Origin of the sequence: Micromonospora sp. NPDC050980, from assembly GCF_040653835.1 — a bacterium.
Lineage (GTDB): Bacteria > Actinomycetota > Actinomycetes > Mycobacteriales > Micromonosporaceae > Micromonospora.
The window spans coordinates 621112-644508 of sequence record NZ_JBFAGS010000001.1 but is presented as its reverse complement, the minus strand read 5'-3'; the positions used below and the strand labels follow the sequence as shown (position 1 = coordinate 644508).

Annotated in this window: 22 protein-coding genes and 1 tRNA gene; 18 read left to right on the top strand and 5 right to left on the bottom strand. The window is 72.1% G+C overall.

Going from position 1 to position 23397, the window contains the following annotated elements; translation table 11 throughout:
- The first annotated feature begins 100 nt into the window (after window positions 1–100).
- The 7 genes from AB0H28_RS03160 (at window position 101) to AB0H28_RS03130 (ending at window position 9672) form a co-directional block, all read left to right on the top strand.
- A complete protein-coding gene (locus tag AB0H28_RS03160; RefSeq protein ID WP_358033371.1) occupies window positions 101–607 on the top strand; it encodes an Lrp/AsnC ligand binding domain-containing protein in 507 nt (168 codons plus the stop codon).
- 153 nt (window positions 608–760) lie between these two features.
- Window positions 761–2143 carry a PQQ-binding-like beta-propeller repeat protein gene (locus AB0H28_RS03155; RefSeq protein WP_358033850.1) on the top strand — a complete coding sequence of 461 codons (1383 nt, stop codon included), beginning with the start codon at window positions 761–763 and terminating at the stop codon, window positions 2141–2143.
- Between the two features lie 77 nt (window positions 2144–2220).
- Window positions 2221–3888: a fumarate hydratase gene (locus AB0H28_RS03150; RefSeq protein WP_358033369.1), complete on the top strand. Its 1668-nt coding sequence runs from the start codon at window positions 2221–2223 to the stop codon at window positions 3886–3888.
- Between the two features lie 92 nt (window positions 3889–3980).
- Window positions 3981–4382: a hypothetical protein gene (locus AB0H28_RS03145; protein ID WP_358033366.1), complete on the top strand. Its 402-nt coding sequence runs from the start codon at window positions 3981–3983 to the stop codon at window positions 4380–4382.
- Window positions 4383–4392: 10 nt separating this feature from the next.
- Window positions 4393–4926 (top strand): hypothetical protein, encoded by a 534-nt coding sequence (locus AB0H28_RS03140; protein ID WP_358033363.1) that lies wholly within the window; start codon window positions 4393–4395, stop codon window positions 4924–4926.
- 310 nt (window positions 4927–5236) lie between these two features.
- Window positions 5237–8218 (top strand): BTAD domain-containing putative transcriptional regulator, encoded by a 2982-nt coding sequence (locus tag AB0H28_RS03135; protein WP_358033360.1) that lies wholly within the window; start codon window positions 5237–5239, stop codon window positions 8216–8218.
- Window positions 8219–8262: 44 nt separating this feature from the next.
- Window positions 8263–9672: a class II fumarate hydratase gene (locus AB0H28_RS03130; protein WP_358033358.1), complete on the top strand. Its 1410-nt coding sequence runs from the start codon at window positions 8263–8265 to the stop codon at window positions 9670–9672.
- On the opposite strand, the gene AB0H28_RS03125 is transcribed toward AB0H28_RS03130, so the two are convergent.
- Window positions 9673–9936: a hypothetical protein gene (locus AB0H28_RS03125; RefSeq protein WP_358033355.1), complete on the bottom strand. Its 264-nt coding sequence runs from the start codon at window positions 9934–9936 to the stop codon at window positions 9673–9675.
- A 258-nt stretch (window positions 9937–10194) separates the two neighbouring features.
- On the opposite strand from AB0H28_RS03125, the gene AB0H28_RS03120 reads away from it, so the two are divergent.
- The 3 genes from AB0H28_RS03120 to AB0H28_RS03110 are packed head-to-tail and all read left to right on the top strand — an operon-like array spanning window position 10195 to window position 11821.
- Window positions 10195–11007, top strand: a complete 813-nt coding sequence (locus AB0H28_RS03120) for a helix-turn-helix transcriptional regulator (protein ID WP_358033352.1) — start codon at window positions 10195–10197, stop codon at window positions 11005–11007.
- Window positions 10998–11183 (top strand): DUF397 domain-containing protein, encoded by a 186-nt coding sequence (locus tag AB0H28_RS03115; protein ID WP_358033349.1) that lies wholly within the window; start codon window positions 10998–11000, stop codon window positions 11181–11183. Before AB0H28_RS03120 ends, AB0H28_RS03115 begins: the two co-directional genes overlap by 10 nt.
- 41 nt (window positions 11184–11224) lie before the next feature.
- A complete protein-coding gene (locus AB0H28_RS03110) occupies window positions 11225–11821 on the top strand; it encodes a GNAT family N-acetyltransferase (protein ID WP_358033346.1) in 597 nt (198 codons plus the stop codon).
- Here AB0H28_RS03110 and AB0H28_RS03105 read toward each other — a convergent pair.
- Window positions 11788–12333, bottom strand: a complete 546-nt coding sequence (locus AB0H28_RS03105; protein WP_358033344.1) for a CGNR zinc finger domain-containing protein — start codon at window positions 12331–12333, stop codon at window positions 11788–11790. The genes AB0H28_RS03110 and AB0H28_RS03105 overlap by 34 nt on opposite strands.
- 72 nt (window positions 12334–12405) lie before the next feature.
- Here AB0H28_RS03105 and AB0H28_RS03100 point away from each other — a divergent pair, with 72 nt between their 5' ends.
- From AB0H28_RS03100 to AB0H28_RS03090, 3 genes are all read left to right on the top strand, one after another.
- On the top strand, window positions 12406–13368 hold the full coding sequence (locus AB0H28_RS03100) for an EamA family transporter (protein ID WP_358033341.1): 963 nt from the start codon (window positions 12406–12408) through the stop codon (window positions 13366–13368).
- A complete protein-coding gene (locus AB0H28_RS03095) occupies window positions 13365–14063 on the top strand; it encodes an HAD family hydrolase (protein WP_358033338.1) in 699 nt (232 codons plus the stop codon). Before AB0H28_RS03100 ends, AB0H28_RS03095 begins: the two co-directional genes overlap by 4 nt.
- Window positions 14064–14152: 89 nt before the next feature.
- A complete protein-coding gene (locus AB0H28_RS03090) occupies window positions 14153–15841 on the top strand; it encodes a S8 family serine peptidase (protein ID WP_358033336.1) in 1689 nt (562 codons plus the stop codon).
- 277 nt (window positions 15842–16118) lie between these two features.
- On the opposite strand, the gene AB0H28_RS03085 is transcribed toward AB0H28_RS03090, so the two are convergent.
- Window positions 16119–17168 carry a hypothetical protein gene (locus tag AB0H28_RS03085; RefSeq protein WP_358033334.1) on the bottom strand — a complete coding sequence of 350 codons (1050 nt, stop codon included), beginning with the start codon at window positions 17166–17168 and terminating at the stop codon, window positions 16119–16121.
- A gap of 243 nt (window positions 17169–17411) precedes the next feature.
- On the bottom strand, window positions 17412–18059 hold the full coding sequence (locus tag AB0H28_RS03080; RefSeq protein ID WP_358033332.1) for a helix-turn-helix domain-containing protein: 648 nt from the start codon (window positions 18057–18059) through the stop codon (window positions 17412–17414).
- Window positions 18060–18122: 63 nt separating this feature from the next.
- On the opposite strand from AB0H28_RS03080, the gene cysS reads away from it, so the two are divergent.
- Both cysS and rlmB read left to right on the top strand, forming a co-directional pair.
- The gene (gene cysS, locus AB0H28_RS03075) at window positions 18123–19538 is read left to right on the top strand and encodes a cysteine--tRNA ligase (RefSeq protein ID WP_358033330.1); all 1416 of its coding nucleotides are present in this window, start codon (window positions 18123–18125) and stop codon (window positions 19536–19538) included.
- On the top strand, window positions 19538–20659 hold the full coding sequence (rlmB, locus tag AB0H28_RS03070) for a 23S rRNA (guanosine(2251)-2'-O)-methyltransferase RlmB (protein ID WP_358033328.1): 1122 nt from the start codon (window positions 19538–19540) through the stop codon (window positions 20657–20659). Before cysS ends, rlmB begins: the two co-directional genes overlap by 1 nt.
- A 60-nt stretch (window positions 20660–20719) precedes the next feature.
- On the opposite strand, the gene ugpC is transcribed toward rlmB, so the two are convergent.
- Window positions 20720–21811, bottom strand: a complete 1092-nt coding sequence (gene ugpC / locus AB0H28_RS03065) for a sn-glycerol-3-phosphate ABC transporter ATP-binding protein UgpC (protein WP_358033325.1) — start codon at window positions 21809–21811, stop codon at window positions 20720–20722.
- 365 nt (window positions 21812–22176) lie between these two features.
- Between ugpC and AB0H28_RS03060 the strand changes: the two genes are divergently transcribed.
- From AB0H28_RS03060 to AB0H28_RS03050, 3 genes are all read left to right on the top strand, one after another.
- A tRNA-Thr gene (locus AB0H28_RS03060) sits at window positions 22177–22253 on the top strand.
- A 233-nt stretch (window positions 22254–22486) separates the two neighbouring features.
- Window positions 22487–22888 (top strand): helix-turn-helix transcriptional regulator, encoded by a 402-nt coding sequence (locus AB0H28_RS03055; protein WP_358033321.1) that lies wholly within the window; start codon window positions 22487–22489, stop codon window positions 22886–22888.
- 35 nt (window positions 22889–22923) lie between these two features.
- Window positions 22924–23346: a VOC family protein gene (locus AB0H28_RS03050; protein ID WP_358033318.1), complete on the top strand. Its 423-nt coding sequence runs from the start codon at window positions 22924–22926 to the stop codon at window positions 23344–23346.
- Window positions 23347–23397: the final 51 nt, after the last annotated feature.

Below are 23397 nucleotides of genomic sequence, written 5' to 3'. Positions count from 1 at the left end.
CCGTGGATGTGCTTTCCGCGAGCATGTTCCGACGGTGGGGAGTCGAGCAATAGTTGCGGATTTTGCTGGTCAGGTTGCGCATTCGGTACGGTGAACCACCATGAACACTGGTCAGGATGTCCAGCTCGACGAACTCGACGCCCGCTTGATCGAACTGTTCGCCGAGGAGCCCCGGATCGGGGTGCTGGAGTGCTCGCGGCGGCTCGGGGTGGCCCGGGGGACGGTCCAGGCCCGGCTGGACAAGCTGGTCGGCCGGGGCGTGGTGGGCGGGTTCGGGCCGGAGATCTCCCCGGCCGCGATCGGCTTCGGGGTGACCAGCTTCGTCACCCTGGAGATCAGCCAGCGGCACGGTCACGACCCGGTGACCGCGCACCTGGCCGCCATCCCGGAGGTGCTGGAGGCGCACACCATCACCGGCTCCAGCGACCTGCTGTGCCGCATCGTGGCCCGCTCGAACACCGATCTGCAGCGGGTCATCGACCAGATCGTCGCCTCGGAGGGCATCCGGCGCGCCTCCACCATCATCGCGCTGGCCGAGCAGATCCCCTACCGCACGCTCCCGCTGGTCCGCTCCGCGGCCCAGCGGGAAGGAAGGGCCCCCGCTTAACGCATGGGGCAGAGGCGGGGCCCCTTATTAACACCTCGGGTCCCGCAAGAAGCAGCCCGACACGCCGCGCGCCCGCACCGGGAGAACGGTGATCGTCGCTACCGTGTCGGTGTGAAGGGCCTAGGCGTACGCGGCTGGTTGCTGCTCGGGCTCATCACCGTGGTCGTGCTCGCCGCCACCGGTGTGTGGAACCCGTTCCCCCGCCTCTGGGACTGGGTGGACCGGAGCGCACCGATCTCCGAACCGGACGTCATCTGGCAGCAGCGTGTCGGCGGCACCCCGCGCAGCGTCACGATCGCCGGCGACACCGTCGTCGTGGAGCAGCGCACCCGGATCGAGGCGCGCAAGCTCGCCGACGGCACCCAGCTCTGGGAGCGCAAGGCCGACTGGTCGGCGGTGGCCGGCAGCGGCCGGCAGTCGGTCGTCGCCGTGGGCAAGCTGCTGGACCGGGGGTACGAGCTGCTCGACCCGGTGTCCGGGGTGACCCGCCGCCGCGACGATCGCGCGATCGCCGTCTGGACCTACCGGAACCTCCTGCTCGACGCCTACTGCGTGCAACCGACCGACTGCACGCTACGGGCCTGGGAGCCGCGCGGCACCGCTCCGCTGTGGAGCGCGTTCCTGCCCGGGGTGCACAGCGGCGTGCTCGCCGACAACCCGGAGCTGCTCGGCACCCGACGGCTGGGCGCCACCCGGATCGACGGCGGGGTGGCCGGGCCGGAGTCGGTCCCGCCGCTGCTCGGCTTCCCGGTCGACGGCCGGGTGCACGTGGTGGACACCGCCACCGGCCGGGTGCTCCAGAACGTCCAACCCGGCCGGGACGAGCGACTCGCGGTGGTCGGCGGCCGGCTGCTGCGGATCGCGGCCACCTCCCGCGACGGGAGCTGCTATTTCGTCATCACGGCCGTCGACCCGGCCACCGGGCAGCAGGTGTGGCGGCGGGCGGGGATCAACCTGCGCACCGCCGACTCCGCCGGCTGCGTGCAACGGGAGGATCCGCAGGGCGGCCGGAACGTGCTCATCGGGGTCGCGCCGGACGGCCGGGAGGCGGTGCTCGACGGCTACGACGGCCGGCTGCTCCAGGTCGGCGCGGACGGGGAGAAACTGCTCGCCGTCGACGACCGGTACACGGTGGTGCGCAGCGCCGACAAGGATGCACTGCTCGGCCGTGAGCTGTCCGCCGACCGGACCCGGTGGACCCGGCCGGCCGGTCAGAAGAGCGGCGCGGCGCTCACCCCGTACGCGGCGGTGATCACGGAGGAGAAGCCGTCCCGGCTGGTCGCGGTCGAACCGCGCGGGGGTCGGGTGCTGGCCGAGCTGCGGACCGCGGCGAACGCGCTGGCGGTCGGCCCGGACGGCATGATCATCGGGGAGGGCCGGGAGATCGGGTACGTCCGATGGGGCGCCGGCGCGAGCGGCGTGCCGCCGCCGGAGCAGGGTGCGGTGCCGGCACCCGATCCGGCGGACACCTGGCGTCCCCCGAGCGACCAGGGCACTTGCGGGCCGAAGAAGGAACTCTGCGCCGACGGGAAGTGACGCCCGGCTGAGATCGGCGTCCCACGACCCACCGGCGGGTGTCACCGATCGATCGCCCTGCCCTAGGCTTTTCGGTCATGAGCAGTGCCGCCGCCTTCTCGTACGCACCCCTGCTGCCGACCGGTCCCGACCAGACGGAATACCGCCTGGTCACCGACGAGGGCGTGGACGTGGTCAACGGCCCGGGTGGCCGTCGTTTCCTCACCGTGGAGCCGGCCGCGCTGACCGCGCTGACCGCCGAGGCCATGCACGACATCGCCCACTTCCTGCGCCCGGCCCACCTGGCCCAGCTCCGCTCGATCATCGACGATCCGGCGGCCTCGCCGAACGACCGGTTCGTCGCACTCGACCTGCTGCGCAACGCCAACATCGCGGCCGGCGGCGTGCTGCCGATGTGCCAGGACACCGGCACCGCGATCGTGATGGGCAAGCGCGGCCGGCACGTGCTCACCGACGGTGCCGACGCGGAGGCGATCTCGCGCGGCGTCTACCAGGCGTACACCCGCCTCAATCTGCGTTACTCCCAGCTCGCCCCGCTGACCATGTGGGACGAGCGGAACACCGGCAGTAACCTGCCGGCCCAGGTGGAGCTCTACGCCGAGGACCCGGACGGGCACCCCGACGCCTACAAGTTCCTGTTCATGGCCAAGGGCGGGGGCTCGGCCAACAAGTCCTACCTCTACCAGGAGACCAAGGCCCTGTTGAATCCGACGCGGATGATGCAGTTCCTGGAGGAGAAGCTGCGGCTGATCGGCACCGCCGCCTGCCCGCCCTACCACCTGGCGATCGTCGTCGGCGGCACGTCGGCGGAGCACGCGTTGAAGACCGCCAAGTACGCCTCCGCGAAATATCTGGACACGCTGCCGACGCGGGGTTCGATGAGCGCACACGGCTTCCGTGACCTGGAGCTGGAGGCCGAGGTGTTGGAGCTGACCCGCAACTTCGGCATCGGCGCGCAGTTCGGCGGGCGCTACTTCTGCCACGACGTCCGGGTGGTCCGGCTGCCCCGGCACGGCGCCTCCTGCCCGGTGGCGATCGCGGTGTCCTGCTCCGCCGACCGGCAGGCGGTCGCCAAGATCACCCCGTCGGGTGTCTGGCTGGAGCGACTGGAGACCGACCCGGCGCGGTTCCTGCCCGACGTCACCGACGAGTCGCTGGAGACCGAGGAGGTCGTCCGCGTCGACCTGACCCGGCCGATGGCCGAGATCCGCGCCGAGCTGTCAAAATACCCGGTGAAGACGCGCCTGTCGTTGACCGGTCCGCTGGTCGTCGCGCGGGACATCGCACACGCGAAGATCGCCGAGCGGCTGGACGCCGGTGAGCCGATGCCGCAATACCTACGCGACCACGCGGTCTACTACGCCGGCCCGGCCAAGACCCCCGAGGGCTACGCGTCCGGCTCGTTCGGCCCCACCACGGCCGGCCGGATGGACGCCTATGTGGAGAAGTTCCAGGCGGCCGGCGGTTCGATGGTGATGCTGGCCAAGGGCAACCGGTCCGCCCAGGTGACCCGGTCCTGCGGCACCCACGGCGGGTTCTATCTCGGCTCGATCGGCGGCCCGGCCGCCCGTCTCGCCCAGGACTGCATCAAGCACGTCGAGGTGCTCGAATACCCGGAGCTGGGGATGGAGGCGGTCTGGAAGATCGAGGTGGCGGACTTCCCGGCCTTCATCGTCGTCGACGACAAGGGCAACGACTTCTTCGCCGAGGTCATCAAGCCGGTGCTCACCGTCGGCCGGCGGTGAGCATTCTAAGTCTCTGGAGACTTGGGTGTTTCGGTGATTGATGGAGCTTCACTGTCCTCATAGGCTGGTCTCCTGGCGAGGGGGCCAGCCGCATGCCGTTGATCGACATAGACGAAGACACCGACAACTACCTGGCGTTCGCCGCCGACGTCGCCGGGCTGACCAAGGGGCAGATCGTCGCACGACTCGTCCGGGAGGCGAGGACGCGCGCCGGTGCTCGGCGGGACGAACCGACCGACGGCGAGGAAACCCCGGCCGTCAAGGTCTACGCGGACTACGCGGGGCATCGCACCTTCGCCTCGTTCGTGCCGGGGCCTGGGCGGATCGAGATCACCTCCGGACCGCTCGCCGGACGGGTCTACAAGACCCCGAGTCAGGCGGCCCGAGAGATCGTCAAGCACTACAACCCGGAGGTGAGTCCGCACCGAAACGGGTGGAGCTTTTTCCTCATTTCGGACAATTCCGCTCCACTTCAGACGCTTCGGTACCGGTGAGGTGGCTGGTGTGGGGCCACACATCTTCGTTGACGAAACCAAGGAACGGGGTCTCGTTCTCGCGGCAGCCGTCCTTGAGCGGCACCGGTTGACCGCTGCGCGTCAGCTCATCGCCGGACTGACGTTGCGAGGGCAACGCAGCATCCACTTCTGCAAGGAACGCAACGACCGGCGGCGAGAAATCCTGCTGGCCCTTCGTGATCTCGGTCCGACAGTGTTGCTCTACGACGCCACCGATCACCGCAACCAGCGGCTGGCCCGAGAGGCGTGTCTCCGAGCGCTGATCACCGACGCGGCGAAGCTCGACGCTGAGCGGCTGGTGTTGGAGATGGACGAGTCCCGGCGTATGGCTGACGTGCGTACGCTGAACCATGAGCTGCGGCTGACCGGCATGACTGGACGGCTGCGATACGACCACCTGCGAGCGCATGAGGATCGCCTGCTGTCGCTTCCCGACGCCGTCGCCTGGTCCTGGGCCAGGGGCGGCGAGTGGAAGATGATGGTGCGTCCGATGGTGCGGGAGATCCGACCGATAGACCACTGAAACGCGAGACCCGGCCCACCCACCGTCCGGAAGGCTGCCGGGTCCACTTCCAGAAGCTATTGCTTCCGGCGGCTCGAATACTACCCGCCTCGGCGGGGTCAGTTCCATCTTCCGACATCGGTGCGCTCGCCCGGCCTCTCGGCCGGACGAGCGCACCGCCCCCGTCGGATGCTGTCACCGACAGCAACCCGACATGAGTCTGGACGGCGTCGCTCTCGAACGTCTATCAGATCTCTATCACCTGGCCCGGGCGTTCGGTGACCACCGCGTTACGCTGCTGGAAGTGCACGAAAGGCGTACGGGGGCGCGCATGCGGTTCGGGATCCTGGGACCACTGCGGGTAGGCGGCGGCGAGGCCACCGTCACCGCAGGTCGGGACCGGATCGTGCTTGCCCTGCTGCTGTTGCGGGCCGGCCGGGTGGTGTCGTTCGACGAGTTGATCGACGCCGTCTGGGAGGAGCGCCCGCCGGCCACCGCCCGGGCCCAGTTGCAGATCTGCGTGTCGCGGTTGCGGCACCGGTTCGTGGTGCTGGGGTTGCCCGCCGAGACCATCGTCACCGACCCGGCCGGCTACGGCATCCGGGTCGAGCCGGACGACCTCGACGCCGAGGTGTTCGCCCGGACCGTGGAGGTCGCCCGCGCGCAGGTGGCCACCGGTCAGGTGAGCGAGGCGTGCCGGCACTACCGGTCGGCGCTGGCGCTGTGGCGCGGTCCGGCGCTGGCCGGCATCCCGGCCCGCAGTGTGCGGCGGCGGGCCCAGACCCTGGACGAGCAACGGCTCGCGGTGCTGGAGGAGTGCGTCGACGTCGAGTTGCGGCTGCGCCGGGCGGCCGACCTGATCGACGAGCTGACCGAGGCGGTCGAGCGCAATCCGCTGCGTGAGCGGCTGCGGGGGCAGTTGATGCTGGCGCTGTCCGCGGTCGGCCGTCAGGCCGACGCGCTCGCCGTCTACCGCGAGGGCCGGCGCGTCTACGCCGACGAGTTGGGCATCGAACCGGGCACCGCGTTGCAGGAGTTGCACCAGCGGGTGCTCGCCGGTGACCTGGCGCTGGGTGGATCGGAGAGCCGGGCCAGCGGTCCGGTGCGCGCGCTGCCCCGGGCGATCAGCGACTTCACCGGGCGGCAGCAGACCGTGGCCCGACTGGTCAAGGAGATCGAACAGGACGGGGTCCGCGTCCAGTTGGTCGACGGCATGGCCGGCAGCGGCAAGACCACGCTCGCCGTGCAGGTGGCGACCGCCCTGGGCGACCGCTTCCCGGACGCGCAACTCTTCGTCGACCTGCACGGGCACAGCGAGCGCAGCCCGCTGACCACGGCGGCTGCGGCGGCGACCCTGCTGCGGCAGCTCGGCGTGCCGGCCGAGCGGGTGCCGGTCGACCCCGCCGACCGCCTGGCGATGTGGCGCTCCGAGCTGGCCGACCGGCGGGCGGTGGTGGTGCTGGACAACGCGGCGGACGCCGCGCAGGTCGCGCCGTTGCTGCCGAACGGCCCGGACTGCCTGGTGCTGATCACCAGCCGCCGCCGTCTGATCGGTCTGGACGGCGGGCGGCCGTCGTCGCTGCCGGTGCTGGACCTGGACGAGGCGGTGGAGTTGCTGGCCCGGGTGGCCGGTGGGGAACGGGTCGCGGCCGAGCCGGAAGCGGCAGCGGAGGTGGCCCGCCGCTGCGGGCTCCTCCCGCTCGCGTTGCGGTTGGCCGGGGCCCGGCTCGCGCACCGACCGCGGTGGCGGGTGGCCGACCTGGCCGAGCGGCTGACCACCGCCGCCGACCCGCTGGCCGAGCTGGCCGCCGGGGAGCGGTCGGTGGCGCAGGCGTTCGCCCTGTCGTACGAGCAGGTGTCGCCGGCCGCCCAGCGGGTGTTCGGGCTGCTCGGGCTGCACCCCGGCGCCCGCGCCGACAACCGGGTGGCGGCCGTGCTCGCCGATCTCCCGCTCGTCGACGCGCAGGACGCGCTCGACGAACTTGTCGACGCGCACCTCGTCGAGGAGGTGGAACCGGGTCGGTACGGCCTGCACGACCTGATCCGGAAGTACGCGCGTACGCTCGGCGCGGAGCGCGAGACGGCGGAGGAGCGCCGGGCGGCGCTCGCCCGGCTGCTCGACCATCACCTGCAGGTCGCCGCGACCATCGCGTTGTCGCTGGAACTCGCCGTCCCGCGTGACCTGTTCGCGCTGTCGGACCCGCTGCGGCCCGACCTGGTGGCGGCCACGGTCGGGTTGGGTCGCACCTGGATCGAGGAGAACCGGGCGACGCTCGCCGCGCTGGTGCGGTTGGCCGAGACCGAGGGCTTTCTCCGGCAGAGCTGGCAGCTCGCCCGCGCCGGCTGGGCGGTCAACTTCGACGGCGGTCACCTGGACGACCTGATCGAGACGCACCGCGTCGGCCTGCGGGCCGCCGAGCGGCTGGGCGACGACAAGGCCGTGGCGACCATGCACAACTATCTCGCCTCGGCCAACTACCGGCGGGCCCGCTTCGCCGAGGCGATCCGGCAGATGGAGGTGGCGGTCGGGATCTACCGGCGGCTGGGCCTGACGGGGGAGCTGCGGGGCGCGGTGGCCAACCTGGGCACCGCGTACGCGGTGGGTCTGCAGTTCCGGCGGGCGATCGAGACGTTCGAGGCGTCCCGGGCGTTCCTGCGGGAGGCCGACGGGCCCGTGCCGCTGGCGAACCTGCTCAACAACCTCTCGCTCACCCTGATCTGGAGCGGGCACGTCGACGATGCCGTGCGGATGTGCCGGCACCACCTGGGCCTCGCCCGGCAGATCGGCGACCCGCGGCAGATCGGCAACGCCATCGGTCATCTCGGCATGGCCCGGCATCGGCGCGGTGACCAGGAGGCGTCGCGCCGGCTCCTGCGTGCCGGGCTGGCGGTGAAGCGCCGGACCGGCAACCGGTTCGGCGAGGGTGAGCTGCTCAACGAGCTGGGCATGATCGAGCGCGAGGAGGGCCGGCCGGACCTGGCCGCCGCGCTGCACCGGCAGGCGCTGGTCGCCATCAACGACGCGGGTGACCTGGTCGGGCAGTGCGCCTCCCGTAACCTGCTCGCCCGGGCGATCCGCGACCAGGGCGACGAGGCCAGCGCCTTGGATCTGCACCGCCGGGTGCTCGCCGACGCCACCCGGCTCGGCACGCACTACGAGCAGGCCCGGGCGCTGGACGGCATGGCCCGGTGCCTGCGGTGGAGCGACCCGGAGCAGGCCCACCGGTACGCCAGCCGGGCGCTGGCGCTGTTCGCCCAGATCGAGTCGCCGGACCGGTGGGCCACCGCGGAGTTGCTGGCCGAGCTGGGCTGAGGCCGGCGCGCGTTCCCCTGCACGTCGGCGGGTGGCGCGGCAGGATGGGGTGCGTGACGACTCCAGAGGCGACCGGTTACCGGATCGAACGCGACTCGATGGGCGAGGTGGAGGTGCCCGCCGAGGCGCTGTGGCGGGCGCAGACGCAGCGCGCGGTGCAGAACTTCCCGATCTCCGGGCGCGGGCTCGAACCGGCCCAGATCAAGGCGCTGGCCCAGATCAAGGGGGCTGCCGCCCAGGTCAACGGCGAGCTGGGGGTGATCGACGCGGACGTGGCCGAGGCGATCGTCACCGCCGCCGCGCACGTCGTCGCCGGCGGCTACGACGACCAGTTCCCGGTGGACGTGTTCCAGACCGGCTCGGGCACGTCGTCCAACATGAACACCAACGAGGTGATCGCGTCGCTGGCGAGCCGCGAGCTGGGCCGGGACGTCCACCCGAACGACCACGTGAACGCGTCACAGTCCAGCAACGACGTGTTCCCGACCTCGATCCACCTGGCCGCCACCCAGTTCGTGGTGGAGGATCTGCTCCCGTCGTTGACGCAGCTCGCGATGGCGCTGGAGGCGAAGGCGGCCGAGTTCGAGACCGTGGTCAAGGCCGGCCGCACCCACCTGATGGACGCCACCCCGGTGACGCTGGGGCAGGAGTTCGGTGGTTACGCCGCGCAGGTCCGCTACGGCGTGGAGCGGCTGGAGATGGCGCTGCCCCGGCTGGCCGAGCTGCCGCTCGGGGGCACCGCGGTGGGCACCGGCATCAACACGCCGCTCGGCTTCGCGGGCAAGGTGATCGGGCGGCTGCGGGACTCGACCGGCCTGCCGTTGTCGGAGGCGCGCAACCACTTCGAGGCGCAGGGCGCGCGGGACGCGCTGGTGGAGACGTCCGGCCAGCTCCGCACCGTCGCGGTCAGCCTTTACAAGATCGCCAACGACGTACGCTGGATGGGTTCCGGCCCTCGCGCGGGCCTGCGGGAGCTGCGCATCCCCGACCTCCAGCCCGGCTCGTCGATCATGCCCGGCAAGGTCAACCCGGTGGTGGCCGAGGCGATGCGCCAGGTCTGCGCCCAGGTGATCGGCAACGACGCGGCGGTGGCCTTCGCCGGCTCGCAGGGCGACTTCGAGCTGAACGTGATGCTTCCGGTCATGGGCCGCAACCTGCTGGAGTCGATCAAGCTGATCGCCGCGTCCAGCCGGCTGTTCGCCGAGCGCCTGGTGGCCGGCCTGGTCGCGGACGCCGAGGTCTGCCTGGCGTACGCCGAGGGGTCGCCGTCGATCGTCACCCCGCTCAACCGCCACCTCGGCTACGACGAGGCCGCCTCGATCGCCAAGGAGGCGCTGGCCAAGCAGGTCTCCATCCGGGAGGTGGTGATCTCCCGCGGGCACGTCGACTCGGGCAAGCTCACCGAGACCCAGCTCGACGAGGCGTTGGACCTGCTGCGGATGACGCACCCCTGATCAGGGCGTCGTCCGGCGGCGGGCCCAACCGAGGAAGCGGTCGAACAGGCCCGCCGGGTCGGGCCGCTGGTCGGGGTGGAGCCGGTGCAGGTCGGCGGTCGCCTCGTAGAGCACGCCGCAGAGATAGACGCTGAGCCCGACCGGGTCGGCCGCGTACTCGCCGACCAGGGTGAGGCGCGCGTCGGGGCACGGCCACGGCGTGCCGCAGGAGCGGCACAGCCAGAGCGGGCGCAGCGGCAGGTGCGGCCGGGGGGATCGAGGCATCCGTGGTCCTTTCGAGCTGAGTCGTTTGCGATATCGCCGCCCCCGGCAGGTGTGGACCGCCCGGCCGGGGGAGCGGGCGGTCCCACCGCGACGCCTCGCCCGGGGGGTCTGGGCACCGGCGTCGCCTTCACAGTCTGCTGATAACGCGACTACGCTCGGAAGGATTTGTGCACGGTGCCCGAGGCCCTCTGCGGCGGGCCGGCTGGCCCGTGGCGCGGCGTCGGAGTCGATCACCCTGGTCCTGGAGGGCGGCTGGAGATGGCGGACGGGCAGATGACGGCGGCGGCGTTCCTGGTCGCCGAGATGCGCCGGGCCCGCGCGCGGCGCGGCTGGAGCCAGGAGGAACTGGCTCGGGCGGTCAACTACTCGGCGTCGATGGTCAGCGCGGTGGAGCTGGGTCACCAGCCGCCCACCGCGAAATACGTGGAGCTGGTCGACCAGGCGCTCGACACCGGCGGCCTCTTCGGCCGCATGCTGACCGGGCTGGTCAGTCTGGACCGCGCCCAGCCCTGGCTACGTGGCCGGGGTGAGATCGTCGCGCAGTCGCGGGTGCTGCGCTGGTACGAGCCGCTGTACGTGCCCGGCCTGCTCCAGACCGAGTCCTACGCCCGCGCCGTCTTCGAGGCGGGGGGCGTGCTCGAACCGGACGTCGTCGAGCGCCGGTTGGCCGAGCGCATGGATGGACAGCGCCTCCTCTACGACGAGAACCCACCACGGCTGTGGGCGGTGTTGGACGAGGCCGCGCTGCGTCGACAGGTCGGCACCCGCAAGACGATGTGCGACCAGGCGACGCACCTGGCCAGGATCGCGACCGAACACCCGAGGGTGCGGTTGCACGTCGTGACACGGTCCGCTCTGGAGTATCCGGGCCTCGGCGGTCCGTTCATTCTGGCGACCCTGCGGGACGGGGCCGACCTGGCATTCATGGCCACACTGGCAGGCGGCCAGGAGGTTGACCGACCGGCGGATCTCGGCCTCGTGCAACGAGTCTGGGAGGCTATCCTCGGGGAGGCGTTGCCCCCGCAGGAGTCCATCGAGTTCGTGAGGGAGGTGGCGGAGTCGTGGATCTGAGCGGCGCGACCTGGCGCAAGAGTCGCCGAAGTGCCCAGAGCAACGACTGCGTCGAGGTCGCTGTCGGCCTGCCGGGCGTGGTCGGGGTGCGGGACAGCAAGGACCCGACCGGTCCGGTGCTCACCTTCGACCCGTACCCCTGGCGGGTTTTCGTCGCCGCGCCACCGCGGCGGTAATTGCCTCGCCCGGCGGTCGGGGGCGGCGGGATGATCCGACCGTGCCTGACGACGACGGGGTGTTGCTGGAGACCGCGCGGCTGACGCTGCGCCGGTTCACCGTGGATGATGTGGACCGGCTGGTCGAGCTGGACGCCGACCCGGAGGTCATGCGGATCCTGACCAGCGGCGAGGCGACGCCGGCCGCGACGATCCGGGAGGACGTGCTGCCCCGGGTGCTGGCGCGGTACGACCATCACCCCGGGCTCGGTCGCTGGGCCACACTCGACCGGTTCACCGGCGAGTTCCTCGGCTGGCACGCGCTCGACCCGTCCGACGACGGCGCCGAGGGGGAGCTGGGCTACCGGCTGCGTCGCGCGGCCTGGGGGCACGGCCTGGCCACCGAGGGGGCGCGGGCGCTGGTCCGGCACGCGTTCGGCACGCTCGGCGTGCGGCGGGTGTGGGCGCAGACGATGGCGGTGAACGACAGGTCCCGCGCGGTGCTGGCCCGGGCGGGGTTGCGCTACGTCCGCACGTTCCACCTCACGTTCGACGACCCGATCCCGGGCACGGAGCACGGCGAGGTGGAGTACGAGCTGCTCCGGGAGGACTGGCCCGGGGCGCGTCAGGAGTGGGATGCCGCCCTGCGTGCCCGGTAGGCGCTGACTGCGGCCCGGTTGCCGCAGCCGCCGTCGCAGAACCGGCGGGAGCGGTTCTTCGACAGGTCGACCAGCACGTTGTCGCATTCGGGGTGGTCGCAGTGGCGCAGCCGGGTCAGCTCGTTCATCCGGACCAGGTCGGCCACGGCCATCGCGGCCTCGACCGCCATCCGGGTCGCCAGCGGCGCGTCGCGGGGCACGGCGTGCAGATGGTACGGCTCGTCGTCGTGCCGGATGAGCTGCGGCAGCGCGCGGGACTCGCGGAGCAGCGCGTTGACGGTCCGCACCACCTCGTCGGTGTCGGCGTGCCAGATCCGGCGCAGCCGGGGTCGCAGGGCGTGCACCTGGCGCAGCTCGGCGTCGGTGTGCTCGTGCCGACCGCTCCACCCGTACGCGGTGAAGAACCCGTCGAGCGCGGCCACGTCGGGCAGGCCCTCCCGGTCCGGGCCGGCGGTGTTCACCAGCGCGGCGGCGGCGATCAACGCGCACTCGGTGTCATGAGCGAAAAGCAACTTGACTCCTGTCGGACGGCGCCCCTAGCGTCATCAGCGTAATGCCTTTTAGCTCATGACGAGGAGTCGCTGATGCGGGACCGCTCCGGCACCGGGCTCGGCCTGGCCCTGCTCTCCGCGCTCACGTTCGCCACCTCCGGCACGTTTGCCCGGCCGCTGATCACCGGTGAGTGGTCGGCCGCGGCGGTGGTGATCGCCCGGGTCGGCATCGCCGCCCTGGTGCTGGCCGTGCCCGCCCTGCTGGCGCTGCGCGGCCGGTGGCCGGTGCTGCGCCGCAACGCGGTCACGGTGGCGCTGTTCGGGTTGCTCGGCGTGGCCATGGCCCAGGCGTGCTTCTTCAACGCGGTCCGCTACCTGCCGGTCGGCGTCGCACTCCTGCTGGAATATCTCGGCATCGTGCTGGTGGTCGGCTGGATGTGGCTGGTCCACGGCCAGCGCCCCCGCCGGCTGACCGTGGCCGGCTCGCTCACCGCGCTGGTGGGCCTGGTGTTCGTCCTCGATCTCACCGGCGCCGGCCGGCTCGACCCGGTGGGCGTGCTCTGGGGACTCGGTGCCGGCATCGGTCTGGCCGGCTACTTCGTCATCGCCGGCCGCCTCGACGACGAACTGCCGTCGGTGGTGATGGCCAGCGGCGGCATGGCCGTCGGGGCGCTGGCGCTGCTGCTGCTCGGCGCGACCGGGGCGCTCCCGCTGGCCGCCGGCACCGCCGACGTCAGCTTCGCCGGCCACCGGATGAGCTGGCTGGTGCCGATCGCCGGACTGTCGCTGATCGCCGCAGTGGTCGCCTACCTGACCGGGGTGGCCGGCACCCGGCTGCTCGGCGCCCGGCTCTCCTCGTTCGTCGGGCTGACCGAGGTGATGTTCGCGGTGCTGATCGCATGGCTGGTGCTCAACGAGCTGCCGACCGTGGTCCAGTTGGCCGGCGGAGTGCTCATCGTCGGCGGCGTCGCCCTGGTCCGGGTGGACGAGCTGCGATCCGCCCCCGGGGCGGTCGCGCCGGCCCCGGTCGAACCGGCGCTGGCCGGTGAGCGATGAGCGCGCCCCGCACCGCCGTCGTCTTCGACGCCGACGAAACCCTCGTCGACCTGCGCCCGGCGGTCACCGGCGCGCTGGCGGCCGTACTCGACGAGATGCGGCGGCGGACCCCGGTGGCGGCCGACGTCTCGCTCGCCGACCTGGAGGGCGACTGGGGTTCTGCCTTCGGGGCGCTCAGCGCCGCCCCGGTGCAGGAGATCCGACGGGCCGCGCTGGCCCGGTCGCTGGCCCGGGCCGGGCTCGACGCCCACCTCGACGAGTTCGCCGCACTCTTCTTCGCCCGGCGATACGCCCTGAGCCGGCCGTTCCCGGACGCGCTGCCGGCGCTGGCCGCACTGCGCCCGCACCACCTGCTGGGCTTCGCCACCAACGGCAACAGCCGCGCCGAACGCTGCGGTCTGGCCGGGCAGTTCGCCTTCGCGCTGTACGCGCACGAGGGCGGCCTGCCGAAGAAGCCCGCCCCGGAGTTCTTCGCCGCCGTGGTGGCGGCCGCCGGGCTGCCCGCCGGCCGGATCATCCACGTGGGCGACTCGCCGGTACACGACGTGGCCGCCGCCCAGCGGGCCGGCCTGCGCGCCGTCTGGCTCAACCGAGGTGGCCTGCCGCGCCCGCCCGGCCTCGCACCCGACGCCGAAGTGTCCACGTTGACCGACCTGCCCCGGGTACTGCCGGTGTTGACGAGTGCGAATGCCTGATTGCCGGCTATTCCGGACGCGCCTCTGGCGTAACCGGCTCCCGTGATGTGGGATGACTGCCACGTCCCTCAACGAGAGGATCTGATGTGGTGAGCAAGCGCTTCACCGCCGGCGCGGTCGCGGTCGCGGCCTCGCTGGCACTCACGGTGACCGGCCTGGGTGTCCCGGCGACCGCCGCGCCGTCGGACACCCGGACCTTTACCGTGCTGGCCGAGAACGGCGTCTCGACCGACGCCGCGATCGCCGCGATCAAGGCGGCCGGCGGCACTGTCGTCTCCCGCACCGACGACGTCGGCCTCTTCCAGGTGACCAGCGACCGGGCCGACTTCGCCAGCCGGGCCACGGCCGCCGGCGCGCTGGTCGGCGCGGCCGAGGAGAAGGCGATCGGCCGCAAGCCGAAGCTGGACCGGGTCGAGCAGGAGAACCTCCTGGCCGCCGCCGCGGCCAAGGGCAAGGCCGCCAAGGCCAAGGCCAAGAAGATGGACCCGCTGGACGACAAGCTCTGGGGTCTGGACATGATCCGGGCCGACAAGGCCCGCAAGATCGAGCCGGGTGACCGTCGGGTGACCGTCGGCGTGCTGGACACCGGCCTCGACGCCAGCCAGCCGGACCTGGCCCCGAACTTCAACTGGGCGCTGTCGCGCAACTTCGCGCCGGACCTCCCCGACGTCGACGGCCCGTGCGAGGTGGCGAGCTGCCTCGACCCGGTCGGCACCGACGACGGCGGGCACGGCACCCACGTGGCCGGCACGATCGGCGCCGCCGCCAACGGCTTCGGCCTCTCCGGCGTGGCGCCGAAGATCTCCCTGGTGGAGCTGAAGGGTGGCCAGGACAGCGGCTACTTCTTCCTCAACCCGGTGGTCAACGCGCTGGTGCACGCCGGCCGTTCCGGGCTGGACGTGGTGAACATGTCGTTCTACGTCGACCCGTGGCTCTACAACTGCGCCGCCAACCCGGCCGACTCGCCGGAGGCGCAGGCCGAGCAGCGGACCATCATCGAGGCGATGAAGCGGGCGCTGACCTTCGCCCACCGCAAGGGCGTCACGCTGGTCGGTGCGCTGGGTAACAACCACGAGGACCTGGGCGACCCGCGCACCGACGTGAGCAGCCCGGACTACGGCACCGACCCGTACCCGCGGCCGATCGACAACGCGAGCTGCTGGGACCTGCCCACCGAGGGGCCGCACGTGATCAGCGTGTCGGCGGTCGGCCCGTCCGGCAAGAAGTCCGACTACTCGAACTACGGCACCGAGCAGACCGCGGTGGCGGCCCCGGGCGGCTGGTACCGGGACGGCTTCGGCACCGACACCTACCGTGCCGACGCCAACATGATCCTCTCCACGTACCCGAAGAAGGTGCTTCAGGAGGAGGGGTCGGTCGACGAGGACGGCAACATCGTGGCCGGCTTCGAGAACTCGGTGTTCAAGCAGTGCACCGCCAAGGGTGAGTGTGGCTACTACACCTACCTCCAGGGCACCTCGATGGCATCCCCGCACGCCGCCGGCGTGGCCGCGCTGATCGTCAGCCGGTTCGGCAAGAAGCAGGGCCGGGACGGCTTCGGCATGGCGCCGGACCAGGTCGAGCAGCACCTTTACCGGACGGCGGCCGAGCACGCCTGCCCGGAGCCGCGGCTGCAGACCTACACCGACGAGGGCCGGAGCGAGGAGTTCAACGCGTACTGCGCGGGCTCGCTGAACTTCAACGGCTTCTACGGCTATGGCATCGTCGACGCCTTCGCGGCGGTGAAGACCCCGCTGAAGCCCAACGCGCGGCCGTAACCACGCCGCACCGCACCACCGGGGAAGCCCGGGCGACCCGCGTCGCCCGGGCTTCGCCGTGTCGACGACTGCGCGCGGTCGTCTTCCCGCCGGGCGAGTTCGTGTTCCCGCCGGGCGAGTTCGTGGCCGAGCCCGGTCGACGCCGGGGTGGCGCGGACGCGGCCGGGTCGCCGTTCGTGGTCGGGTCGCCGTTCGTGGTCGAGTCGCTGCTCGTGGTCGGTTGGGCGTCAGTGGTCGGTTCGGCGTTCGTGGCCAGGGCCTGTGCGGTCGAGGGAGGTCATGGCCGCCAGCCCCGGGCCACCAGGGCGGCGCGGATCTCGCGGACCAGGGCGGGAAACTCCTGGCGCAGGCGGCGGCCGGTCACGTGCAGCACCAGCCAGCCGGCCTCGACGAACTGGTTGAGTCGGCGCCGGTCGAGGTGCATCCGGTCGGGATCGGCGGGCGACTGAGCGTCGTACTCCACGGCGACCCGGAACTCCGGCCACGCCAGATCCGGATGCAGGACGAGCCCGGTGGACACGCGCACCGGATGCTGCGCCACCGGGCGCGGCAGACCGGCGAAGACCAGGCGCACCCGCAGGTGGGACTCCGGTGGCGACTGGGCGCAACCGTCGGTCAGACCGAACACCCAGGACGCCCGCCGGCCACCCGGGCGGCCGGCGTTGCGGGCCGCCTCCGAGGCCAGCCCGGACCGGCTGACCGCCCCGAGCCGCAGCAAGCCGTCGATGACGCTTACCGCCTTCACCGGGTCGACCCAGACCGCCGTCTCCCAGGCGCACTCGGCGGGCCCGGTGCGAGGCGGTGGCCCGTGCGGGCGGGCCGGTCCGGGCGGGGACGCCGCGCCGGTGGCGCAGACCGGACGGCTCGGACCGGGTGCCCGGGTCAGCGTCGCCACATGCGACGGCCCGACCGACACCGGCGGTGGCCTGCCGCCGGGAGTGGCGGCGTTGGCGGGAACCAGAAGGCCACGCGGCGTGTCGGCCAGTGGTGCGTGGTGCACGCGGACGCCCGGTTGGGAATCGGCCCGGACCGTGGCCGGCAGCAGGACGTGCACGTCGTCGCTGAAGTCGGCGGCGTGCTCGACCCCGTGCAGGTAGGCCGCCGACGGGCCGGCGATCAACGTGCCGGGCGGCATCCGCAGCAGGACGGCCCGGCAGGCCAGCGCGTGGTCACGGTCGAGGCGCGCATCGGCGTAGACGTCCTGCCGGAGTCGGACCCAGGACGCGCCCCGAAGGTGATGTCGGGACAGCAACCCGCGCCGGACCGCGTCCGAGCCACGGAAGACCTGCCAGGCCAACTGCTGCGGCCGATGTGGATGAGGTGGCATAGGGCCAGGATGCTGAGTGGTGGCGAGCGTCGACAGCCCCTGTGGACAACCGCTGCCGGTCCCGACCGCCGCGTCCTGTGGACAACCACCACGCCACCGTCTGATGTGCTAGATGCATCGTCCCGCTACCGGTGCGACACCACTACGCCGAGGTGGTGGGTTCAGGCCAGGTTGATTCCGCCACTTCCCCGAGCTGGCGGTGAGCGGGGTGGACCCGCGCACGTGAGGGGTGGGCGGTCGGGATCAGGCGAGCGCGGCGGCGACCGCCGTGGCGGCGGCGGTGACCTGGGTGCCGACCTCGGTCACGTCGAGCGGCGTCAGCGACACCACGCCGACGCTGCCCTCCCAGCCGGGCACCCCGAGCACCGGCGCGGCCACCCCGTACGCCCCGGACTGCAACTCGCCGCTGGTGCTGACCGGCCCGGGGTCGCCGGCCCGTCCGGCCAGCACGGCCCGGCCCGCCGCACCCCGCTCCAGCGGATGCCGGGAACCGGTCCGGTACGCCACGTGGAAGGCCGTCCAGCTCGGCTCGACCACTGCCAGCGCCACCCCCTCGCCGCCCTCGACCACGGTCAGGTGGGCGGTCGCCCCGGTCCGTTCGGCGAGCCGGCGCAACGCCGGCATCGCCCCCTCGGCGAGCAGCGGCTGCGCGCGGCGGGCCAGGTGCAGCACGCCGACACCGATCCGCAGCCGGCCCTCGCCGTCGCGCCGGAGCATGCCGTGCCCGGTCAACGCGCCGACCAGCCGGTAGACCGCCGCCCGGCCGACGCCCAGCCGATGCGCCGCCTCGGTGACGGTCAACCCGCCCGGGGCGTCGGCGACGAGGTGCAGCAGGCGCAGGCCCCGGTCCAGGGTCTGCGCGGTCTCCGGAGGGCGTGCCGCCGTGTCCACAGCACGCAGCGTACGACCCGGCACCGGCCAACCGGGAAAGGTGCGGACGGCTACCCTTGTGACGTGACGCTACGCCTGTATGACACCGCCACCCGATCGGTGCGGGACTTCGTCCCGCGGGAGCCCGGCAAGGTGGGGGTCTACCTGTGTGGTCTCACTCTCCAGGCGCCCCCGCACATCGGCCACCTTCGTTCGGGTGTCAACTACGACGTGCTGCGTCGCTGGCTGGTCGCCAACGGCTTCGAGGTCACCTTCATCCGCAACCTGACCGACATCGACGACAAGGTCCTGGCCAAGGCCATGGAGCAGGGCCGGCCGTTCTGGTCGATCGCCTACGCCAACGAGCAGATCCTCGCCGCCTCCTACCGGGCGCTGAACGTGCTCCCGCCGACCTACGAGCCGCGGGCCACCGGGCACATCCCGGAGATGCACGAGCTGGTCGCCCGCCTGATCGAGACCGGGCACGCCTACCCGGCCGGCGACGACTCCGGTGACGTCTACTTCGACGTGGCCTCCTGGCCGGCCTACGGTTCGCTGTCCGGCCAGTCGCCGGCCGACATGCAGCCCGCCGGGGACGCGCCCGACCGGGGCAAGCGGGATCCGCGTGACTTCGCGCTCTGGAAGGGCGTCAAGCCGGGCGAACCGGCCGACGCCTCCTGGCCGTCGCCGTGGGGCCGGGGTCGGCCCGGCTGGCACATCGAGTGCTCGGCGATGTGCTGGCGCTACCTCGGCGCCGAGTTCGACATCCACGGCGGCGGGCTCGACCTGACGTTCCCGCACCACGAGAACGAGGTCGCCCAGTCGCAGGCCGCCGACCTGCCGTTCGCCCGCTACTGGGTGCACCACGGTCTGCTCGGCATCGGCGGCACCAAGATGGGCAAGTCGCTGGGCAACACGCTCGACCTCGACTACGTGGCCTCGCTCGGGGTGCGCCCGGTGGAGTTGCGCTACTACTACGCCGCCGCGCACTACCGGTCCCACATCGACTACTCGGAGGACGCGCTGCGCGAGGCCGCCGTCGCGTACCGGAGGATCGAGGGCTTCGTGCGGCGGGCGGCCGAGCAGGTCGGCGCGGGCCGGGCCGACGGGCTGCCGGCGGGCTTCGTGGCGGCGATGGACGACGACCTCAACACGTCGGCGGCGCTCGCCGTGCTGCACGAGGTGGTCCGGGACGGCAACACGGCGCTGAGCGACGGCGACGATGTGACCGTCCGCACGACGCTCGCCGCAGCCCGGGCGATGCTGGATATCCTCGGCGTCGACCCCCTGGATCCGGCCTGGACCGGCGGCGACCGCGCGGACGACCTGCGCGGCGTGGTGGGCTCCCTGATCGCGTTGGCCCTGGAGCAACGCGCCCAGGCTCGCGGCCGCAAGGACTGGGCCGCCGCCGACGCCGTCCGCGACCAGCTCAAGCAGGCCGGCGTGGCCGTCGAGGACACCCCCCAGGGCCCGCGTTGGACTATTGGAGAGCAGGACTGATGGCCGGCAACTCGCAGCGCCGTGGCCGGCGACTGACGCCGAAGGCGGGCGCCCCCAAGGGCACCGGTGGCAAGAACAAGGACACCCTCGCCGGGCGGGGCCGCACCCTGCCCGCGGACGAGCGCCCCTGGCACAAGGCCTACTCGGGCACCGAGAAGCTGCCCCAGCGCACCGCCTGGAAGCAGGACAAGGAACGTCGGGCCGCCGCCGAGGAGGGCCGCGCGCCCAAGATCGGCCAGCCGGGCACCAAGGACACCACCTGGGGCAAGGGCGGCGGCCGGGGCGTACCCACCGCCAAGGGCCGCGGCGGCAAGCCCGTTGCCGGGCGGTCCGGGCCCCGGGTCTCCCCCGGCCGCAAGTCGAACCCGGCGAAGGACAGCCCCGAGCTGCTCGTCGGGCGGAACCCGGTGCTGGAGTCGCTGCGGGCGCAGGTGCCGGCGACGGCGCTCTACACCGCGCAGGGCATCGACGTCGACGACCGGGTCAAGGAGATCGTCCGCACCGCCGCCGACCGAGGCATCGCGATCCTCGAGGTCGGCCGCGCCGAGCTGGACCGGATGACCGGCGGGGTGCTGCACCAGGGCGTCGGGCTCCAGGTGCCGCCGTTCGCCTACGAGCCGTTCGAGGACCTGGTCACCGCCGCGCTGGAGCAGGCCGCACCGCTGCTGGTCGCGCTGGACGGCGTCACCGATCCGCGCAACCTCGGCGCGGTGATCCGGTCGGCCGCCGCGTTCGGCGCGCAGGGTGTCTTCGTACCCGAGCGGCGGGCCGCGGGGATCACCGCGACCGCCTGGCGGACCAGCGCCGGCGCCGCCGCGCGCGTCCCGGTCGCCCAGGTCACCAACCTGACCCGGTCGCTCAAGGCGTGCAAGGAGGCCGGGTTCGTCGTGGTCGGCCTGGACGCCGACGGGCAGACCGACCTCTACGACCTCGAAGCCGCGGTCGGCCCGCTGGTCGTGGTGGTCGGCTCGGAGGGGCGCGGCCTGTCCCGCCTGGTCGGCGAGACCTGCGACCTGACCGTCAGCATCCCGATGGTCTCCGACGTCGAGTCGCTCAACGCCAGCGTCGCTGCCGCGGTCACGCTGGCCGAGGTCGCCCGCCGGCGTACCGTCGAGGTCTGACCCCGCGTACGCAGAAGGGGCGATCCGCCACCGCGGACCGCCCCTTCTGCGTCGCTTACGTCAGATCCGCTTGCCGGTGGCGGCGTTGAAGACGTGGTTGCGCCCGGCCCGCGGCTTGACGAACACGGTCTCACCCATGCTCGGCATGCTGCGCCGGTCGGTGCGGACCACGAACCGCTCGTCGTGGCCCTCCAGCGCGGCGTGGCCGTAGATGTTGGCGTCGGAGCCCAGGTCCTCGACCAGCTCGACCACGACCGGCATGCCGCCGTCGGACGGGCTGACCAGTTCGCAGTCCTCCGGGCGGAAGCCGACGGTGACCTTGCCGTCGCCGCCCTCGGCCCGGGCCGCCGCGACCTGCTCGCGGGTCAGCGGCACGGTCATCTCGGCGAACGCGGCGCCCTGCTCGGTCAGCTTCACCGTCTTGATGTTCATGGCCGGGGAGCCCATGAAGCCGGCGACGAAGACGTTGGCCGGGGTGTCGTAGAGCGCACGCGGGGTGTCCACCTGCTGGAGCACGCCGTCCAGCATGACCGCGACCCGGTGACCCATGGTCATGGCCTCGACCTGGTCGTGGGTGACGTAGACCGTGGTGACGCCGAGCTTCGCCTGCAGCGAGGCGATCTGGGTACGGGTCTGCACGCGGAGCTTGGCGTCGAGGTTCGACAGCGGCTCGTCCATGAGGAAGACCTGCGGCTCCCGGACGATCGCGCGGCCCATGGCGACCCGCTGGCGCTGACCGCCGGAGAGCGCCTTCGGCTTGCGGCTGAGGAACTCCTCCAACTGCAGGAGGTTCGCCGCCTCCTTGACCCGCCGGTCGATCTCCGACTTCGAGGTCTTGCGCAGCTTGAGGGCGAACGCCATGTTCTCGTACACCGTCATGTGCGGGTAGAGGGCGTAGTTCTGGAAGACCATCGCGATGTCGCGGGCCTTCGGCGGGAGGTGCGTGACGTCCCGGTCGTCGATGTAGATCGCGCCGTCGTCGACGTCCTCCAGGCCGGCGAGCATCCGCAGGCTGGTGGACTTGCCGCAGCCGGACGGGCCGACCAGGACGAGGAACTCCCCGTCGCCGATCTGGAGGTCGAGCTGGTTGACGGCGGGGCGCTCGGTGCCCGGATAGATCCGGGACGCCTTCGCGTAGGTGACCGTAGCCATGATGGAGCGCTTCCTTTCACCGGCAGGAACGTGCCGGACGATCCGAGTGAAGGAGCGACCGGCACCCGAGGTGCCGGCCAACGGCGCGTCACCCAGGCAGCCGAGGCCGGCCGGAGTGTCGTCCGTGTCACTGCACCGTAAACGGCTTTCACGATCGTGCCAAGGCGAGGGGCAGCGGGTGGGACGGATGGCATACACATTTCGGTCACCGGGGCACGGCAAGACATCAATCTCCCGCCCATCGAAGCGATTCGACGGCGATCCATCGACAGGTGCCCGGTCGGGAAGGTGACGTTTTCCGTGGTGGGGAGCACTGCCGGGCGGGATTTCCGGTGGCCAGTCGCTATGCTGAGCCCGTCACATGCGCCCCTGTAGCTCAGCTGGCCAGAGCACTCGCCTTGTAAGCGAGATGTCGCCGGTTCGATCCCGGCCGGGGGCTCCAATTCCATCAGGCGCCCCGGGGCGGCATGCCGGGCGCGATCGTCGAGGCGCCCGGGCACGCGGAAGCGAAGGCCCCGCCGAAGCGTCGGCACTCGGCGGGGTGGTCTCATCCGGCCGGGACCGCCGTTGCCCCGTTTGCGCCGGCGGGGGCGACGCTGTCATGTGAGAAGGGCGCCCTTCTATGCAGAAGGCGTTAACAGGGGGCCCCGCCTTGCAGGCGTAGCCTGCGAGGTGATGAGCCGTGCGGTGGAGGAGTCCAACCGGGCCATGCTGCGGGCCCGGGACGCGATGGACCGGGCGTACGCGCGCCCGCTGGACGTTCCCGCGCTGGCCCGGATCGCGCACGTCTCGCCGGCGCATTTCATCCGCACCTTCCGGGCCACGTTCGGCGAGACGCCGCACCGCTACCTGCAACGCCGGCGCGTCGAGCGGGCCATGTCGTTGCTGGTGGAGACCGACCGGGACGTCACCGACATCTGCCTGGCGGTCGGCTTCACCAGCCTCGGCACGTTCAGCCGGACGTTCCGGGAGATCGTCGGTGAGTCGCCGAGCCAATTCCGGCGGCGCCGGTCCGGTGCCGCCGGTGTGCCGAGCTGCTTCGTGAAGTCCTGGACCAGACCCGTCACTTTTGGATAAGCGCTAGGTCAGGGCGTTGGTCTAGCGTCGTCGGCATGACGATGACTTCGATTTCCCGCTCCCAGATCTATGTCCTGGACCAGGACGAGGCGCTCGACTTCTACGTCGGCAAGCTGGGCCTTGAGGTGAACACCGACCAGGATCTCGGCTTCATGCGTTGGCTCACGGTGAACGTGCCGGGGGACGTCGAGCGGGAGATCCTGTTGGAGAAGCCGGGGCCGCCCGCGCTGGACCCGAAGACCGCCGAGCAGGTGCGGGAGTTGCTCACCAAGGGTGCCGCCGGCGGTTTCCTGTTCCTCACCACCGACGACGCGCACCAGACGTACGCGGACCTGGTGGGCAAGGGCGTGGAGGTCACCGACGAGCCGACCGACCGGCCGTACGGGATCGACTTCGGCATCCGCGACCCGTTCGGCAACCGGATCCGCATCGGCCAGATGCACCCGCGCGAGCAGTAGGCGAACGGCTGATCGGGGGCTGCGGAGATCGGGGGCGGGCGGCTAGGGTCG

What these genes read in the sequence shown, in the direction of transcription:
- AB0H28_RS03145 (WP_358033366.1), top strand. Translation starts at nt 3,981, where the DNA reads ATGCCGTTGATCGACATAGACGAAGACACCGACAACTACCTGGCGTTC.
- rlmB (WP_358033328.1), top strand. Translation starts at nt 19,538, where the DNA reads ATGGCCGGCAACTCGCAGCGCCGTGGCCGGCGACTGACGCCGAAGGCG.
- AB0H28_RS03055 (WP_358033321.1), top strand. Translation starts at nt 22,487, where the DNA reads ATGAGCCGTGCGGTGGAGGAGTCCAACCGGGCCATGCTGCGGGCCCGG.
- ugpC (WP_358033325.1), bottom strand. Translation starts at nt 21,811, where the DNA reads ATGGCTACGGTCACCTACGCGAAGGCGTCCCGGATCTATCCGGGCACC.
- AB0H28_RS03150 (WP_358033369.1), top strand. Translation starts at nt 2,221, where the DNA reads ATGAGCAGTGCCGCCGCCTTCTCGTACGCACCCCTGCTGCCGACCGGT.
- AB0H28_RS03160 (WP_358033371.1), top strand. Translation starts at nt 101, where the DNA reads ATGAACACTGGTCAGGATGTCCAGCTCGACGAACTCGACGCCCGCTTG.
- AB0H28_RS03120 (WP_358033352.1), top strand. Translation starts at nt 10,195, where the DNA reads ATGGCGGACGGGCAGATGACGGCGGCGGCGTTCCTGGTCGCCGAGATG.
- AB0H28_RS03125 (WP_358033355.1), bottom strand. Translation starts at nt 9,936, where the DNA reads ATGCCTCGATCCCCCCGGCCGCACCTGCCGCTGCGCCCGCTCTGGCTG.
- AB0H28_RS03095 (WP_358033338.1), top strand. Translation starts at nt 13,365, where the DNA reads ATGAGCGCGCCCCGCACCGCCGTCGTCTTCGACGCCGACGAAACCCTC.
- AB0H28_RS03100 (WP_358033341.1), top strand. Translation starts at nt 12,406, where the DNA reads ATGCGGGACCGCTCCGGCACCGGGCTCGGCCTGGCCCTGCTCTCCGCG.
- AB0H28_RS03085 (WP_358033334.1), bottom strand. Translation starts at nt 17,168, where the DNA reads ATGCCACCTCATCCACATCGGCCGCAGCAGTTGGCCTGGCAGGTCTTC.
- AB0H28_RS03050 (WP_358033318.1), top strand. Translation starts at nt 22,924, where the DNA reads ATGACGATGACTTCGATTTCCCGCTCCCAGATCTATGTCCTGGACCAG.
- AB0H28_RS03130 (WP_358033358.1), top strand. Translation starts at nt 8,263, where the DNA reads ATGGGGTGCGTGACGACTCCAGAGGCGACCGGTTACCGGATCGAACGC.
- AB0H28_RS03135 (WP_358033360.1), top strand. Translation starts at nt 5,237, where the DNA reads ATGCGGTTCGGGATCCTGGGACCACTGCGGGTAGGCGGCGGCGAGGCC.